Annotated in this window: 12 protein-coding genes; 9 read left to right on the top strand and 3 right to left on the bottom strand. The window is 72.1% G+C overall.

Features of this window, described 5'->3' with window-relative positions; all coding sequences use genetic code 11:
• Positions 1-252 precede the first annotated feature (252 nt).
• The gene (locus tag Q1V88_RS11820) at positions 253-1,110 is read right to left on the bottom strand and encodes an aldo/keto reductase (protein ID WP_300681397.1); all 858 of its coding nucleotides are present in this window, start codon (positions 1,108-1,110) and stop codon (positions 253-255) included.
• A 26-nt stretch (positions 1,111-1,136) separates the two neighbouring features.
• Complete coding sequence (locus tag Q1V88_RS11815) at positions 1,137-2,516, bottom strand: MFS transporter (RefSeq protein WP_300681396.1); 1,380 nt, start codon at positions 2,514-2,516, stop codon at positions 1,137-1,139.
• 101 nt (positions 2,517-2,617) lie between these two features.
• On the opposite strand from Q1V88_RS11815, the gene Q1V88_RS11810 reads away from it, so the two are divergent.
• On the top strand, positions 2,618-3,481 hold the full coding sequence (locus tag Q1V88_RS11810) for a helix-turn-helix transcriptional regulator (RefSeq protein ID WP_300681395.1): 864 nt from the start codon (positions 2,618-2,620) through the stop codon (positions 3,479-3,481).
• 105 nt (positions 3,482-3,586) lie between these two features.
• Here the strand turns inward: Q1V88_RS11810 and Q1V88_RS11805 are convergent, their stop codons facing one another.
• The gene (locus tag Q1V88_RS11805) at positions 3,587-6,655 is read right to left on the bottom strand and encodes a hypothetical protein (RefSeq protein WP_300681394.1); all 3,069 of its coding nucleotides are present in this window, start codon (positions 6,653-6,655) and stop codon (positions 3,587-3,589) included.
• Positions 6,656-6,767: 112 nt separating this feature from the next.
• On the opposite strand from Q1V88_RS11805, the gene Q1V88_RS11800 reads away from it, so the two are divergent.
• The 8 genes from Q1V88_RS11800 to Q1V88_RS11765 all read left to right on the top strand — a co-directional run bounded on the left by Q1V88_RS11800 (position 6,768) and on the right by Q1V88_RS11765 (position 15,988).
• Positions 6,768-7,433, top strand: a complete 666-nt coding sequence (locus tag Q1V88_RS11800) for a GntR family transcriptional regulator (protein ID WP_300681393.1) — start codon at positions 6,768-6,770, stop codon at positions 7,431-7,433.
• Positions 7,434-7,511: 78 nt separating this feature from the next.
• On the top strand, positions 7,512-8,540 hold the full coding sequence (locus Q1V88_RS11795; protein ID WP_300681392.1) for an iron-siderophore ABC transporter substrate-binding protein: 1,029 nt from the start codon (positions 7,512-7,514) through the stop codon (positions 8,538-8,540).
• Positions 8,537-11,050, top strand: a complete 2,514-nt coding sequence (locus Q1V88_RS11790; RefSeq protein ID WP_300681391.1) for a hypothetical protein — start codon at positions 8,537-8,539, stop codon at positions 11,048-11,050. Before Q1V88_RS11795 ends, Q1V88_RS11790 begins: the two co-directional genes overlap by 4 nt.
• A complete protein-coding gene (locus Q1V88_RS11785) occupies positions 11,050-11,907 on the top strand; it encodes a hypothetical protein (protein WP_300681390.1) in 858 nt (285 codons plus the stop codon). Before Q1V88_RS11790 ends, Q1V88_RS11785 begins: the two co-directional genes overlap by 1 nt.
• Positions 11,900-12,898 carry an iron ABC transporter permease gene (locus Q1V88_RS11780; RefSeq protein WP_300681389.1) on the top strand — a complete coding sequence of 333 codons (999 nt, stop codon included), beginning with the start codon at positions 11,900-11,902 and terminating at the stop codon, positions 12,896-12,898. Before Q1V88_RS11785 ends, Q1V88_RS11780 begins: the two co-directional genes overlap by 8 nt.
• Entirely contained in the window at positions 12,895-13,950 is a 1,056-nt protein-coding gene (locus tag Q1V88_RS11775; RefSeq protein WP_300681388.1) for an iron chelate uptake ABC transporter family permease subunit, read from the top strand. Before Q1V88_RS11780 ends, Q1V88_RS11775 begins: the two co-directional genes overlap by 4 nt.
• Positions 13,947-14,744: an ABC transporter ATP-binding protein gene (locus Q1V88_RS11770; RefSeq protein ID WP_300681387.1), complete on the top strand. Its 798-nt coding sequence runs from the start codon at positions 13,947-13,949 to the stop codon at positions 14,742-14,744. The genes Q1V88_RS11775 and Q1V88_RS11770 overlap by 4 nt, the downstream gene beginning before the upstream one ends.
• Positions 14,741-15,988 carry an enterochelin esterase domain-containing protein gene (locus Q1V88_RS11765; protein WP_300681386.1) on the top strand — a complete coding sequence of 416 codons (1,248 nt, stop codon included), beginning with the start codon at positions 14,741-14,743 and terminating at the stop codon, positions 15,986-15,988. The genes Q1V88_RS11770 and Q1V88_RS11765 overlap by 4 nt, the downstream gene beginning before the upstream one ends.
• Positions 15,989-16,106 lie beyond the last annotated feature (118 nt).

The following is a 16,106-nucleotide window of genomic DNA, read 5'->3' as shown; positions in this document are numbered from 1 at the left end:
CCAGGACCGGATGGACTCGCTCCACCGTCTGCGTCATCGAACCCCCTCGGGCGGCAAGCACGTCACACAGACCCCGACCAGGTCTGTGGCTCCTCCGTGCGCCGGCCCCAGGCAGTGGGTTCACTCCCCACGGCTGACCCGTCGGCTTCTCCCCTGACCATCACGGGGAACCCTCACCGACGAGCTACCGCCACCCTACCACATCACTCGAACATACGTTCGAACAGGAGAGGAGATCCTGACGCCGCACGGCTACTGGTAGCGACGCCCGCCGAGCCATGTGACCATCCCCGGGTCACGGTGGTCGAAGAAGAGGCTGGTGCCGCCGTCGAGGGCGGCGATCTGCTCCATCTCCTCGGCGGTCAGGGTGAAGTCGAGGACGTCGAGGTTCTGCGCCATCCGCTCAGGCTTGACCGACTTCGGGATCACCACGACACCGCGCTGGGTCAGCCAGCGAAGCACGATCTGGGCCACCGACCTGCCGTGCGCCGCTGCCACGGCGGTGAGGACCGGGTGGGTGAACAGGTCGTTCCTGCCTTCGGCGAACGGACCCCAGGACTCGATCTGGACGCCGTACTCGGACATCACGCTCTGATCGAAGACCCGCTGGTGGAAGGGGTGGGTCTCGATCTGGTTGACCGCGGGCGTGATCTCGTTGTGCTGGATCAGGTCCACCAGCCGATCGGGGTGGAAGTTCGAGACCCCGATCGCACGGGCCACGCCGGCCCGGGTGAGCTCCTGCAGGGCGCGCCACTCCGCGTAGTAGTCACCCAGCGGCTGGTGGATCAGGTACAGGTCGACGTAGTCCAGCCCGAGACGGCGCAGCGAGCCGTCGAACGCCGTGGCTGTCTCGTCCTCGACGCGTCCGGTGGGAGCGTGCTGGATCCAGAGCTTCGTGGTGATGAACAGGTCGCCGCGGTCGATGCCGGAGGCCCTGATGGCCGCACCGACGGCCTCTTCGTTGCCGTACGACGCGGCGGTGTCGAGGTGTCGGTACCCGGCCGCCAGTGCGGCTTCGACCGCGGCCTGGGTGTCGGCGTCGGGAATCTGGTAGACGCCGAAGCCGATGACGGGCATCTGGACGCCGTTGTTGAGGGTGACGGTGTGCATGGTGACTCCTGAGGTGTGAGACGGGTTCAGCTCTGGTGCGGGCGAAGCGTGGTGGACAGGACGGCGGTGGCGGCCAGGACGACGACGGTGGCGATGAGCCCGACCCGCATCCCGTCCATGAACACCTGGTGGGCACCGATGACCGCGCCGACCGCGGCGACGCCGAGGGAGCCGCCGAGCTGGCGGGAGGTGTTCAGCACGCCCGAGGCGGTGCCGGACAGGTCGCCGGGGGCGTTCTCCAGGACCAGGGACGCGATCGGCGGGACGGTGAGGGCACCACCGACCCCGACCGGGATCATCGCGAGCGCCACACCCCAGACCGTGATGGTGGCCGGGAGCGATGCGATCACGAGCAGGCCGACGCACTGGATGACCAGACCGGCGAGGATCAGGTTCCGCTGCCCGAATCGGGCCACCAGCGCAGCGGAGGACGAGCTGATCACCGTGACCAGTCCGGTCATGGGCAGGAACAGCACGCCGGTGACCAGGGCGGTGGCGTGGCGCTGCTGCTGGAAGTACAGGGACTGGACGAACACGACGCTGTAGAACGCCGCCATCGAGGTGAACGCGATCACCAGTGCGACGCGCAGAGTCCGGGAGGCGAACATGGCCGGCGGCACCATCGGGTGAGCCCGCCGTGCCTGAGCGACCACGAACCCGACCGCCACCGCGAGCCCGAGAGCCACCAGTCCGAGGGCGGTGGGGCTGGTCCAGCCGAGGGTGCGGCCTTCGATGACGACGTAGCTCAACGCGCCGAGGGCGGTGACGGCGGTGACCTGGCCGATCAGGTCGAACGGCGCCCTGCGGACCGGTGAGGGGGCGGTGCGGGAGACGAACGCCAGTGCGAGCACCGCGACGGGGATGTTGACCCAGAAGATGAGCCGCCAGTCGAGGGCCGTCAGGGCCCCGCCGACGATGGGACCGGCAGCGGCCGCGACGGAGCCACCGACGGCCCACAGACCGATCGCCCGGGTGCGCTGGGTGACGTCGTCGAACCCCTCCCGGATGAGGGCCAGGGAGGTCGGGGTCACCAGTGCGGCACCGGCGCCCTGGACCAGGCGGGCGATGACGAGGGTGGGGATGCTCGGCGCCAGACCGCAGCAGGCCGACGCGATCGCGAAGACCACCATCCCCGCCGCGTACGCCTTCCGGGCACCGATCCGGTCCGACAGCGTGCCGGCGAACAGGATCAGGGCCGAGAAGGTGAGGGTGTAGCCGGTCACGACCCACTGCAACGAGGTCAGCCCGCCGCCCAGGGCCGACCCGATCGAGGGCAGGGCGACGTTGACGATCTGGGCATCCAGGGCGACGACGAAGAAGCCGAGCATCGCCCCGCCCAGGGTGGCGAGCTGGCGAGGACCGAACGACCGGGTGGCCGCGGCGGGGGTGGTGGTGACGGTTGCCATGTCCACCATCGAACCCGCGTTCGGCCCGCGGTGAGAGTCTCTGCTGTGACAGGGTCTGGCAGACCCTCCCATCGGACCCTGACGCCTCGTACCGTGGCAGGGTGAGCATCAAGGACGACGTGCGTGAGTTCCTCACCACCCGACGGGCGAAGGTCACTCCGTCCGACGCGGGGCTGCCGACCTTCGGGTCGACCCGCCGCGTCCCGGGGCTGCGCCGTGAGGAGGTGGCCCTGCTCGCCGGGGTCAGCGCCGACTACTACATCCGTCTCGAGCGTGGGAACCTCGCCGGCGTCTCCGAGCAGGTCCTCGACGCCCTGGCCCGAGCGCTGCGGCTGGACGAGGCCGAACGCGAGCATCTGTTCGACCTGGCCCGCGCCTCGGGCGGACCGGTCCGCGGCTCCCGGCGGGTCTCGGTCTCAGCGGTCCGGCAGGGAGTGCTGCGGATTCTGGACACCATCGACGGACCCGCCTACGTCCGCAACGGCCGACTCGACATCCTGGCCGCCAATCACACCGCGGTCGCGTTGTACGGGGACGTGTTCGACTCCCTGCCGATCAACCTCGCCCGGTTCCTCTTCCTCGACCAGCGCGCCCCTGTCTTGTTCGTCGAGTGGGACGAGGTCGCCGACGGGGCCGTCGCAGCGCTGCGGGGCGAGGCCGGACGCAACCCGCACGACAAGTCCCTGACCGACCTCGTCGGGGAGCTCGCCACCCGTAGCCAGGACTTCGCCACCCGGTGGGCCAGGCACGACGTCCGACTCCACCGCACCGCCGCGAAGACGCTGCGCAACGCCGTCGTCGGGGACCTGCGGCTCACCGGCGAAGCCCTGGAGCTGCCGGGCGACGGACTCGTGATCATCACCTACACCGCGGCACCCGACAGCCCCGCCGCCGAGGCCCTCCGTTTCCTCGCCAGCTGGGAGGATCGCCAGGCGGTGCGACACCAGCAGCACGGTGCCTCCTAGCCCCTGACGGACCCGGAGGGCCGGTGGCGGCGGCTCGTCGCCGACGTCGCCAGCAATGCCAGACGGCCCCCGCCGAAGCGGGGGCCGTCGTGGGTGGAGCGGGGACTACTTCTTCGTGCTCTTCTTCAGCGCCTTCTGGGCCTTGGTGAGCGCGGTCTTGTTCTTCGCCAGGGTCTTCTTCGCGGCACTGAGCTTCTTGTTCAGCGCCTTGACCTTCGTGGCCTTGGCCTTCTTCGACAGCGAGGACTTCTTCACTGCGGAGATCTGCGACGTGATCGACTTCACCTTGGCGGCAGCGGCGGTGACCTTGGCCTGAGCGGCCTGGACCTTCTTCTCCGCCGGGGTGAGCGGCTTGGTCACGGCGGCGACCTTGACCGAGGTCGAGGAGGTCGTCGTGGTGGTGTAGCCCGTGGCCGTCGCGGTCACGGCGACGCTGAGCTGGTGGCCGGCGTCGGCGCTGGTCACCTTGTACGTCGCCGCGGTGGCACCTGCGATGGCGGTGTTGTCACGCTTCCACTGGTAGGCGAGCTTCGCGCCGGCCGTGGTCGAGGAGGCGGTGGCGCTCAGGGTCTGGCCGACGGTGGCCGAGCCGGAGATCCGCGGGGTGGAGACGGCGACCGCACCGGCGGCCTTGACCGTCACCTTGATCGCGAAGGACCGGGCGGTGTCGCCGGTCTTGAGCGAGCCGCTCAGCACCCGCAGGTGCTGGGTGTCGCCGACGGTCCAGCCGTCGGGGAACGGGACGTCGACGGCGAAGGAGCCGTCGGTGCCGGCCTCGATCGTGGCGATCGTGGGGGAGCCCGAGACGCTGGCCGGCTTCACGCCCAGCGTCGAGCCGCTGGTGCCGTCGGAGGTGCGGAAGTTGGTGCCCTCCAGGTGGATCGGCTGGCCGTACGTCGCGGTGACCTCCAGCGGGGTGGTCTTCTCGTCGCCGGTGATGCCGGCCTTGGTCGGGTCGAGCAGGTCGACGCCGCCGAGGGCCTCGATCCGGGGCTCGATCTTCCAGACGTGGTTGGTCGGGCTGACCTTGTCGACGGCGAAGACGGTGCCGGCGTCGTTGACCGAGACGTGGTTCGCCTTGGCGACCGGCAGAGCGGCGACCTTGGCGCCGTTCTTGTCGAGCACGGTCAGCGTGGTGCCACCGAGGTTGGCGACGTACGCGAGCTTGTGCACCTTGTCGTAGGTGACGTTGAGCGCCTGCTGTCCGGTGGGGACGGTGGCGATCAGCTCGCCGGTCCGGGAGTCGGCCACGAAGACGGCGTTGTCGTTCTGGCTGGCGATGAAGATCCGGTGGTCCTCGTCGTCGTAGGCGGCACCGGAGGCGCCGCGGCCGTTGCCGGCGCTGCTGTGGTCACCGATCTCGATGAAGCGGACCGAGGAGTCGACCGCGTCGGCGGCGTCGGGCACGGCCGAGGTGACGGCCTTGGCGGTGTCGATCACCGCGACCTGGTCGGTGGCGAGGCTGGGGGAGACCAGGGTGCCGTTGTCGAGCGAGAGCGAGACCGGGTTGAACGCGCTGCGCGGGCCGGTCTTGAGCTTCTTGACGACCTCGTACGGGGTGCCGTTCTTGTTGTTGTCCCCACCCTCGAAGACAGTCAGGTAGCCGTTGCCCGAGGTGCCCTCGCTGGCCGAGCTGACGAAGATGTGGTCCGTCTTCGGGTCGTAGACGACGTCACGCGGGTGGTCCAGGGTGCCGGTCGGGAACTGCTTGAGCAGCTTCAGGTCGCTGGCGCGGTAGACCGAGACGCTGGTGTCGGAGGTGCTGGTCGTCCACACGGTGCCGTTGACGTCGTCGACGCCGACCCCGAACTGGGCCGCGGCCTTGACCCCGTCGACGTCGGTCGGGACGTCGGTCGCGGTGGTGCTGGCGTGGGCGCTGGCGATCACCTGCAGGGTGTCGGCGTCGAGCTTGTAGAGGTACCCCTCCTTGGTGCTCCGGTTGGCCGAGGTGGCGAAGAGGACCTTCTCCTTCTCGCTGTACGCCGACTGGTACAGGCCCTGGAAGAGCGCGGGGTCGTTCGCGTCGGAGGTGATCGCGAACCGGGCGGCGCCGCTGACGACCTCGTTCGGGTAGACCACGGTGTTGACCGTGAACGTGGCGTTCGGGCTGGTCTGGGTCAGGACGAAGGGGCGGAAGCCGGCCGTGGTGCTGGCCGGGACGCTGTAGGCGCCGGTCGCGGTGCCGCTGGCATCGGCGGCGCCGAGCGCGGAGGCGATCTCGACGGAGCCGTCCTTGACCGAGCTGATCACGGCGCCGGTGGCGATGCCGCTCACCGTCAGGGTGCCGCTGGCGCCGGGCTTGATCCCGGCACTCCAGGTCAGCGACGGCGTGACGTTGACGGTGACCGGGACGTCGTACCCGGCACTGGTGGCGTCGGTGCCGTGGATGGTGACGGTGTGGGCCCCGGCCCGGGTGCCGGCCGGCAGGACGACGTTGACGCCGGAGATGGCACCCGTCGCCGGGACGGCGTACGTCGGTCCGGTGGTGAGCCCACGACCGGAGAAGGTCAGGGCCGTGCCGTCGAGGGTCGCGGTCAGGGTGGAGCCACCGGGGAAGCCGGAGCCGCTCAGCGCGGCCGAGGGGCCCGAGGCGCTGTAGCTGACCGTCACGTCGGAGAGGGTCGGGGTGGTCGCGGGGGTGGCGACGGTGAAGTCGGCGTAGCCCGAGCGCGGCGTGGCACCGTCGAAGCCGGTGAGGAGGCGGACGTGGTGCGTCGTGCCGGCGGCCCAGCTGCCCTCGGTGATCGCCGGGGAGGTGTTCGCCGTGGTGGGGAAGGGCAGGTCGACGCTGAACGCGCCGCTCGCGTCGGTGGGGACCATCGCGTAGACGCCGTCGGGGGCGCTCAGGCCGGAGCACGCACCGGTGCTGGTGGGCACGGGCGACTGGGTGACGGCGAGCGCGTTGGCGATCGAGGCACCGGTGCCGTTGCCGAGCTTGACCGCGACGCACCCGGCGACGCCGGCGGACTTCGTCCAGGCGGTGCCCTCGAGGTGGATCGCCTGGCCGACGTAGGCGATGTCGGGGGTGCTGGCGGTGGCGCCGGAGTCGGCGCCGAGGCTCAGGATCGCGTCGGCGGCGTGCGCCGGGCTGACGGCCAGTGCGGTGAGGCCGAGGGACGCCGCGATCATGCCGGCAGCGGTTCGCCCGACCCGTCGCATGGTGGTGGTGCGCATGACACTCCTCTTCAGGCTTACTTAGGCAAGCCTCATCTTCATTAGGTAAGGCGAGACTAACTTAGGTCAGACAATAGTGTCGAGAGGGGTCTCACGATGGAGAATCCCGGGCATGGCCTGGGGTAGCGATCGCGCGCAGCAGACAGTCGGACGGCTCCAGGCTGACATCACCTCGGGACGGTGGCCGGTCAACAGTCGGATCCCGACCGAGGCCGACCTGGCCGCCGAGTTCGGGGTGGGGCGCAGCACGATCCGCGAGGCCATCCGCAGTCTCGCCCACCTCGGCCTGGTCGAGCCCGCTCCGGGGCGGGGGACCTTCGTCCGCTCGCTCAGTCCGGTGCACGGCGTGCTGGCCGACTTCGCCGCGTCGCACACCTGGTCCGACATCTTGGCCGTACGCCGCGCACTCGAGGTCCAGGCGGCCGAGCTGGCCGCCATCGCCGCAGATGACGAGGGGTTGGAGCGGCTGCGTGTCGCCCACCGGGCCGACTTGGAGAACGCCGTCGGGATCGAGCGCGGCAAGACCCCGGGGCAGTTCCATGCCCTGGTGGTGGAGCTGTCGGGCAACCGCCTGCTGGCCGAGCTCTATGCCGGTGTCTCGGCGGCGATCCGCAGTGGCCTCGCGGCCGGGGCGATCGTCTCCCAGGAGAGTGCGAGCGAGCGTCAGCGTGACCACGGTGCCCTGCTGGCGGCCCTGGTCGCCGGCAACGCCCGCGCGGCCGGCGCGGTCGCGGCCGAGCATGCCGAGCATGACCTGGGGGAGAGTCCCACCCTCTGACGCGGATCACCCCAATCATCCGACAACTGTTAGGGTCGCCTCACCTAATATTGTTGTCGATGGATGGGTGTTGTTCGCGTGTCTACTCCCACACTGCGGTCCCGGGGCGCTCTGGCGCTCCTCCTCGCTCTCGTCGTCGCGCCGCTGAGCGCGGCGTGCGGATCGGCCTCCGGCGCCGGTTCCGGAGGCGGTGCGGGGGCTTCGGCGAGCAGTGCCACCCGCACTGTCACCGACGTCGAGGGCACCGCGATGCAGGTGCCCGCCGAGCCGCAGCGGGTGGTCGCGCTGAGCGAGCCGACCCTGGACGGTGCGCTCGCCCTCGGCGTCACGCCGGTCGGCACCATCACCGGCCGCGGCCAGTCCACCGTGCCGCACTACCTCGCCGACCGCGCCGGTGACCTGCCGATCCTCGGCGGCGTCGCCAACCCGAACTACGAGGCGATCGCCAAGGCCAAGCCCGACCTGATCCTGGTCGACGGCACCAGCATCAACAACAACCCCGACGCGATCGCGATCCTGCGCAAGATCGCCCCGACGTTCTACGCCGGGTACGCCGGCGGGGACTGGCGCGCGACGTTCTCCCTGGTGGCCGATGCGCTGAACAAGAAGTCGGCCGCGACGCAGGTGGTGGCGACGTACGACGCGAAGGTGGCCCAGACCCGCAAGGCCCTCGGTGCCACCTACGCCGGCAAGACGTTCTCGGTCGTGCGCTGGCAGGGCGGCTCGGCCTCGGTGATCCTCAAGGAGCTGCCCGCCGGTCAGGCCCTCACCGACCTCGTCCTGGCCCGGCCGAAGAGCCAGGACAAGCGCGGCCGCGGCCACTCCGAGCCGATCTCGTTGGAGAACCTCGACCAGATCGACGCCGACTACCTCTTCTTCGGCACCCTCGGCGGCTCCTCGAACGGCAACCCCGACGCCGGTGGCTCCAGTGACAAGGACGGCGCCGCAGCGGCGCTGAATGAGGCGCGCTCGGTGCCCGGGTTCAGTGCCCTGAAGGCGGTCACTGCCGGCCACGTCATCACCGTCGACGGCTCGTTGTGGACCTCGACCGGCGGCCCGATCCTGATGCAGGGCCTGGTCGACGACGTGAAGGCGGCGCTGTCGTGAACCCCCTCGCCCCCTGCCGCGGCGTACGCCGCCCCACCCAGGTCGTCGCCGGGATCGCCGCGACGATGATGCTGATCGCGGTCAGCGGTCCGGCGCTCGCCGCCGAGGCGGCCGGCTCGACCGGACCGACGGGCACCGCTGCGACGGTCCAGCCGACCGCGAGTGCCTCGGCCAGCCCGAGCCCGTCCGCCGACACCGCGAACGTCGCCGACAGCGCCACCGAGACCACCGCCGCTCCGACGGCCGCTGCCTCACCGAGCACGGACGCCACCTCGTCCGGCGCCGCGACGAAGGACAGTCCGACCAAGGACAGCGCGACCAAGGACACCGACGCCGCCCCCAGCAGCAGCCCGAGCCCCAGCAGCCCCAGCGCCGCGACCGGCACCCGCACCACCGCCCAGGCCACCACCGCCTGCGTGCAGAACCCGCACCTCGCCGTCGGCGCCCAGGCGGTCTCGCTGGGCGGCCGGCTCACCGTCACCGGCACCGGCTGGTGCAACAAGGCCGGCGGCGGCGCCAAGCAGATCGCCCTCAAGCTCGACCTGGGTCAGGTCAGCCGGACCGACACCACCGTCTCGGCCACGATGCCGACCGTCTGGGCGATCGTGGCGGCCGACGCTGACGGCTCGTTCAGCACCGAGATCACCGTGCCCGACGGCACCGCGGCGACCTCGAAGCCGGTCCAGGTCGTCGGCGGGGGCCACACCGTGATCGGTCTGGTCGGCTCGCTCGACACCACCGACAACGCGGGCAACGCCACCACCGGCACCTTCGAGTACCTCGCCGCCGACACCTCGGCCAACGCCCCGGAGGTCTGGGGCTACGCGCTGACCAGCGGCACCGCCAAGGCCTGGGTGCAGCGCTCGGTCTCGACCACCGACGGCACCCTCCACATCGCCGGCACCGGCTGGAAGACGTCCTCGGGAGCCCCGTCGACGATCGCGGTCAAGCTCAACGCCAGCGACTCCACCCAGTTCGAGCGCACCTCGGCACTGGAGGAGTCCGACGCCACCATCTGGGCGATGGGCCGGGCCACCGTCAGTGCCACCCACCAGTTCAAGGTCGCCGCCGACGGCTCCTTCGACGTCGAGCTCGACCTGCCTGCCGGTCTCACCTCCGGGCAGTACCTCTCGGTCCGGATGGCCAGCGGCAAGTTCGGCACCGGCGACGTGCAGCGCTCGGTGCTGAGCCCCCTGCTCGCCATCGACGGGACCGCCTACGTGGCACCCGACGACGGCGCCGACGTGGCCTGCAAGCCCACCACCGCGGCGACCACCGTCACCGTGCTCACCCCGACGGTGAAGCTCGGTGGCCTGCTCCAGGTCAGCGGCACCGGCTGGTGCCACCCGACCGGCGGCGCCTCGCGGATCGGGGTGAAGATCGACGACGGCACCTACAGCCACCTCGACTCACATGTGCACAGCAACCGCACCATCTGGGCGATCATCCAGGCCGACCACGCCACCGGCAGCTTCACCGCCTCGATCGCGCTGCCCGACGGCACCACCGCGACCTCGATCCCGGCGTTGACCAACGGCTCGCACACGCTCCGCTTCCTGTCCGGCTCGCTGCGGGCCAACGACAAGATCCGTTCGCTCGACGCCGACTTCGTGGTCGGCACCTACCGGCCCAACGGCAGCCCCGACCCGCTCGCCCCCTCCGCGCTCAAGGCCGGCACCCGGGGCGGCCTGAGCGCCGCCCTGAAACCGACGGGCAAGCTCCGCGTGAGCCTGCCCTCGCAGCCGGTCGGCACCTGGGTCTTCCTCTCCGTGTACGTCGCCGACGGATCGCCCCGCTATCCGTGGTCGGACCGCTGGTTCCGGCTCGACGCCCGCCACGGCATCACGGTGCGGGTGCCCTCGGACACCCCGACGGGATCGGTCCGGGTGGTCGCGCAGTCAGGGGAGCAGGGCTCGGTCGGCACGCTGCTGGGCTGGGACCGCACCACCCTGCGCTCGGTGGTGGTGACCCGGACGGTGGCTACCACGGCCAGCGTGGTCGCGCTGCCGACCGCGACCCTGGTCGTCCCCGCGCTGCCCGCCTCCTCGTTCAAGGCCCTGGCCTCGATCGAGCGGCACGGCGCCACCGCCGCCGTGACCGGCCCGGTGGTGACGCTGTCGCTGCCCGAGGCCACCCCGGGAGCGCCGGTCTTCGTCACCGTCTTCCGCGCCGGTGCCCAGATCCAGGCGGGCTGGGTGACCCCCGATGCGGCCCACCAGGTCCGACTCGACCTCGCCTCGCTGGGCGAGGGCGTCTTCCGGATCAGCGCCCAGGACCGCTCCGGTGCGCTGATCGGCTGGGCGCCGGTACGGATCGGGGCCACCGCCGCGACGCCGGACTCCACCGAGCCCGCCGCCTCGACCGGGGCCGAGGTGCCTGCCACGGCGACGCCGTTGACGGTCACCGCCTCGTCGTTCTTCTCCGTCGCCGACGGCTGGCTGCTGGGGCTGGGCGCCGTGGTCCTGGCCGGCACCGGCGTCGTCGTCCGTCTCCGAAAGGTGGCGCCCTGATGCGCTCGCTCTCCTGGACCCGTGCGGGTCGACGTACCGCTGCGATGGTCGCCTTCGGGGCGGCCCTGCTGGCCGCACCGGCCGCGCACGCCATCCCCGACGACGGCGCCGGGGCGAACACCGCCGGCACCTCCGCCTCGGCCAGCCCGCGCAGCCTGACCGCCGGCTCCACCCTGCACTTCACCGTCAGCGGCTTCCCGGCCGGTGAGGTGGTCTACCTCAAGCTCGACGACGGCCAGTTCTGCTCGGCCAAGGCCGTGCACGGCGCCTGCGTCGTGCACCAGCAGCGGCTCTCGTCCTCGGGCTCGGCAGCGGGCTCGTTCGTGCTGCCCAGCGACCTCAAGCCGGGCCGGCACTGGATCCGCTTCCTGGCCAGCAAGGAGATGAAGGACGCGGCCGGCAACTACCTCGGGGTGAAGGGCTACACCACCCGCCGTGGCTCCGACTTCACCATCGTCGCCGGTGCCGCCTCCTCCTCCGGTACGTCGTCCACGGGCGGCACCACCGGCACGACATCGGACGCCGGGACGACGGCGCTCGCCGCCGGCAAGACCCTGGTCGTCACCGACCCCGCCGCGACCGCGACGAGCAGCGCCACCCCGAGTCCTGCGACCACGCCGAGCGCCGCTGCCACGACCGGCAGCGGTGCCGTGGACGAGGAGTCCTCGGCGATGACGCCGCAGGAGAAGGCCTCGATCGAGGCCGCCGTCGACGCGGCCCTGGCCGACGACAGCGCCCCGACCGCCCGGGTGACCACCACCTCGGAGGCAGGCTTCCCGTGGGTCGGCGGCGCCGGGCTGCTGGCCGGACTCGTCGCCGCGGTCGTGCTCGTCGCGCGTTCTCGTCGTCGTGCGTGAGCGCTCGCGCCCGCTGGTCCTGGCACTGGCCCTGGTCGCCCTCGTCCTCGCCGTGCTGGCCAGCCTCACGTTCGGCTCCCACCGGCTCGGGATGGGGGAGACCTGGCGGCTGCTGCTGCACCCCGACGGCTCCACCGCCTCCGAGGTGCTGCACGGCCTGCGGGTGCCCCGCACCGTCATCGGCGCGGTCATCGGTGCGGCCCTGGCGCTGTCGGGCTCGGTGCTCCAGTCACTGACCCGCAACCCGCTGGCCGACCCCGGGATCCTCGGGGTCAATGCCGGTGCGGCCCTGGCCGTGACCGCCGCGGTCGCTCTCACCGGCGTCTCCGGGATCGGGTTCTACCTCTGGTTCGCGCTGCTCGGGGCGGGGATCGCCGCCGCCGGGGTGCTGCTCCTGGCCGGGACCGGTGCCGCCCTGCACAACCCCGCCCGGGTGGCCCTGGCCGGTGTCGCCGTCAGTGCCGCGCTGGCCGCGATCACACAGACCGTGGTGCTGGCCGACCAGGAGGCGTTCAACGAGTTCCGCTACTGGATCGCCGGGTCCCTGGAGGGACGCGGCTGGCACGAGCTCGCCCTGACCGCCCCGCTCTTCGTCCTCGGCGCGGTGGTCGCACTGGTGCTCGCCCCGGCCCTGAACGCACTCTCGTTGGGGGATGACACCGCCCGCTCGCTGGGCGTCCCGGTCGCCCGGGTGCGCACCCTCGGCGTGATCGCCGCCGTCCTGCTCGCCGGTGGCGCGACCGCCGCGGCAGGGCCGATCGGGTTCGTCGGCCTGGCCGTCCCGCTGCTGGTCCGTGCCCTGATCGGCAACGACCAGCGCTGGATCGCCGTGCTGAGCGTGATCCTCGGCGCTGCCTGGCTGCTCGCCGCCGACACCCTGGCCCGGGTGGTGCTCGCCCCGCAGGAGGTCCAGGTCGGCGTGGTCGCCGCCCTGGTCGGTGCCCCGATCTTCATCGCCCTGGTCTCCCGGCGGAAGGTGCCCTCGCTGTGAGCACGCAGATCACCCTCCGTGCCGGTCGTGGGGCCGGTCGTGGAGCCGAGCGTCGCTGGTCCTTCCGCTTCCATCGGCGTACCGCCCTCGTGCTGGCCGTCCTGCTGGTCGCGATCCTCGCGGTGGCCACCACGGCGATGATGCTCGGCGACTACGAGCTGAGTCCGACGCAGGTCTGGTCGGCCCTGGTAGGACGCAGCGACGACCCGCTCGGCACGTACTTCGTCCAGGAGCTGCGGGCGCCGCGGATCGTCGCGGCGGTCACCGTCGGCACCGCGCTCGGCATCGCCGGGTCGCTCTTCCAGAACATCACCGGCAACCCGCTGGGCAGCCCCGACATCCTCGGCTTCACCACCGGTGCGGCCACCGGTGCCCTGATCCAGATCATCGTGCTCGGCGGGACCACCCACGAGGTGGCGCTCGGCGCCCTGATCGGCGGCCTGGCCACCGCGCTCGCGGTGCATCTGCTCACCCGGGCGACCGGGATGACCGGGCAGCGCCTGATCCTGGTCGGCCTCGGTGTCGGAGCGCTGCTCTCGGCCGTCAACACCCTGCTGGTGGTGCGGGCCAACCTGGTCGCCGCCCAGACCGCTGCACAGTGGCTCGCGGGGTCCCTCAACGCGATGCTGTGGCCGCGGGCGCTGCTCACCCTGGGCGCGGTCGTGGTGCTCGCCGTGGCCGCCCTGGCCCTGACCCGGCCGCTGGCCCAGCTCGCCCTCGGTGACGACGTGGCCCGCGCCTCGGGGGTGCCGGTCACCCGGATCCGCACCACCGCGGTGATCCTCGCCGTCGCCCTGGTCAGCGTCGCCACCGCCGCTACCGGACCGATCGCGTTCGTCGCCCTGGCCGCGCCGCAGATCTCGCGCCGCCTGGCCGGATCGTCCACCCCCGGCCTGATCGGCCCCGGCCTGGTCGGTGCCCTCCTGGTGCTGGTCAGCGACGTGCTGGCCCAGCGCCTCTTCGCCCCGACCGAGCTCGCGGTGGGCGTCATCACCGGCGCGCTCGGCGGGGTGTACCTGATCGCCCTGCTCGCCCTGAGGAGAAACAAGTGAACCAGGACTACCGACGCAGCGCCCGCTTGCACGCCAGCGAGCTCGCCGTCGGCTACGGCCAGCGCCGGATCATCGACGGCCTCGACCTGGAGGTCCCCGACGGCGTCTTCACCGTCATCGTCGGCCCGAACGCCTGCGGCAAGTCCACCCTGCTGCGCTCCTTGGCGCGGCTGCTGCCCGCTGCCGGTGGGGCGGTCACGTTGGACGGGCGGGCCGTGTCGACGTACGAGGCGAAGGCGCTGGCCCGCGAGATCGGGCTGCTCCCGCAGAGCCCGACGGCCCCCGACGGGCTCACCGTCGCCGACCTGGTGGGGCGCGGACGCTACCCGCACCAGGGCCTCTTCCGGCAGTGGTCGGCCGCCGACGAGGCCGCCGTCGAGGCGGCGATGGCGGCCGCCGACGTCGCGGTGCTGCGCGACCGGGCCGTCGAGGAGCTCTCCGGCGGACAGCGGCAACGGGTCTGGCTGGCGATGGCGCTGGCCCAGGAGACCTCGCTGCTGCTGCTCGACGAGCCCACCACGTACCTCGACATGAGCCACCAGCTCGAGGTGCTCGACCTGGCCCGCAGCCTGGTCGAGGGCGGCAAGACCGTGATCGCGGTGCTCCACGAGCTCCATCTCGCCTTCCGGTACGCCGACCACCTGGTCGTCATGCGCGAGGGCCGGATCGTGGCCGAAGGGGCACCGAACGAGGTCGTCACCGCGGCGCTGATCGAGGAGGTCTACGACCTGCCCTGCCGGATCATCTCCGACCCGGTCTCGGCGACGCCGCTGGTCATCCCGGAGGCGCGATGAGGCCCGCGGGCGGTGCGGAGACTCCGGCCCGCCGGCGCCCGCCCAAGCGCCCCCGGCCCAGCCCGGTGCCGCGGGTGGCGTCGCCGCTGATCGCGGGTCTGGGCGAGGCACCCGCGGATCTGGAGCGGTTCTGGGACGACGTCGCCCGGGTCGCGCCCCTGATCCAGGTGCACGAGCCCGGCGCCGACGGCGAGCAGACCATGACCGTCACCTTCGTGTGGCGCGACACCGACGGCGACGCCGAGCAGGTGCTGCTCTTCGCCAACCGGCTCACCGACGAGACCTCGCTGGCCCAGACCCTGCTCGACCACGTGCCGGGCACCGACCTGTGGCATGCCTCCTTCACGATGGGCGCCGACTGGCGCGCCTCGTACTCGTTCCTGGTGCATCGCCGTGGGGAGCCCGCGCCGTGGGTGGTCGGCGACCAGGTCGCCATCCGGGCCGCCCTGGACCGCGGTCGCCCCGATCCGCTCAATCCGCTCACCTGCCGCAACCGGGCCGGGGTGGAGCAGTCGGTGGTCGAGGGCCCCGCCGCCCCGGCGCAGCCGTGGCTGATCGAGCGTGGCGGCATCGCTCGCGGCACCCTCGACCGGGGCGAGGGGCCGGGCGGACGGACGCTGTGGCTCTACGACCCGCCGGGGACCGCACCCGACGCGGCGCTGCCGCTGCTGGTCGTGCTCGACGGCGAGGTCTGGGTCGGACCCCAGTCGCTGCCCACCACCCTGGACAACCTGATCGCCGACGGCCTCGCACCGGTGCGGGCCGTGCTGGTCGACTCCGGGGGGCGCGAGGCACGCTGGGCGGACCTCTCGGTGGACGGCACGGGGGCGTCGTACGTCGTCGACGAGCTGCTCGACTGGGTGCGCGCCCGACGCGGGGTCGTGCCCGGCCCCACCGGCGTCGCCGTCGCGGGCCAGAGCCTCGGCGGCCTGACCGCGCTCCGGCTCGGGCTGAGCCGCCCCGACGCCGTCGGCACGGTGATCTCGCATTCGGCCTCGCTGTGGCAGGACGACCTCACCCACCTGCTCGCCGTGCCCACCCCGGGCCGGGACCGGGTCCGGGTCTTCCTGTCCCACGGCTCCCAGGAGTGGGTGCTCGACCCGCCCCACCGGGCGCTGGCGACCCGTCTGGCCGAGGCCGGGATCACCACCGAGGTGAGCGTCCACAACGGCGGCCACGACTACGCCTGGTGGCGCGGGGGAGTGGCCGACGCGATCGCCTGGTCCGCCCGACTTCCGGGTTAGCCACCGCCGACTTCCGGGTTCACCCCCGCCGAGATCCGGGTTCACCACCGCCGAGATCCGGGTTCACCACCGTCGACTTCCGGGTTCACCACCGCATGCGGAATGGGCACACCCGGCT

The sequence above is a fragment of the Nocardioides sp. genome (genome assembly GCF_030150155.1).
In the GTDB taxonomy this organism is placed as follows: domain Bacteria; phylum Actinomycetota; class Actinomycetes; order Propionibacteriales; family Nocardioidaceae; genus Nocardioides.
The sequence above is the reverse complement of the archived record's forward strand: the minus strand, read 5'-3'. Positions and strand labels throughout refer to the sequence as shown.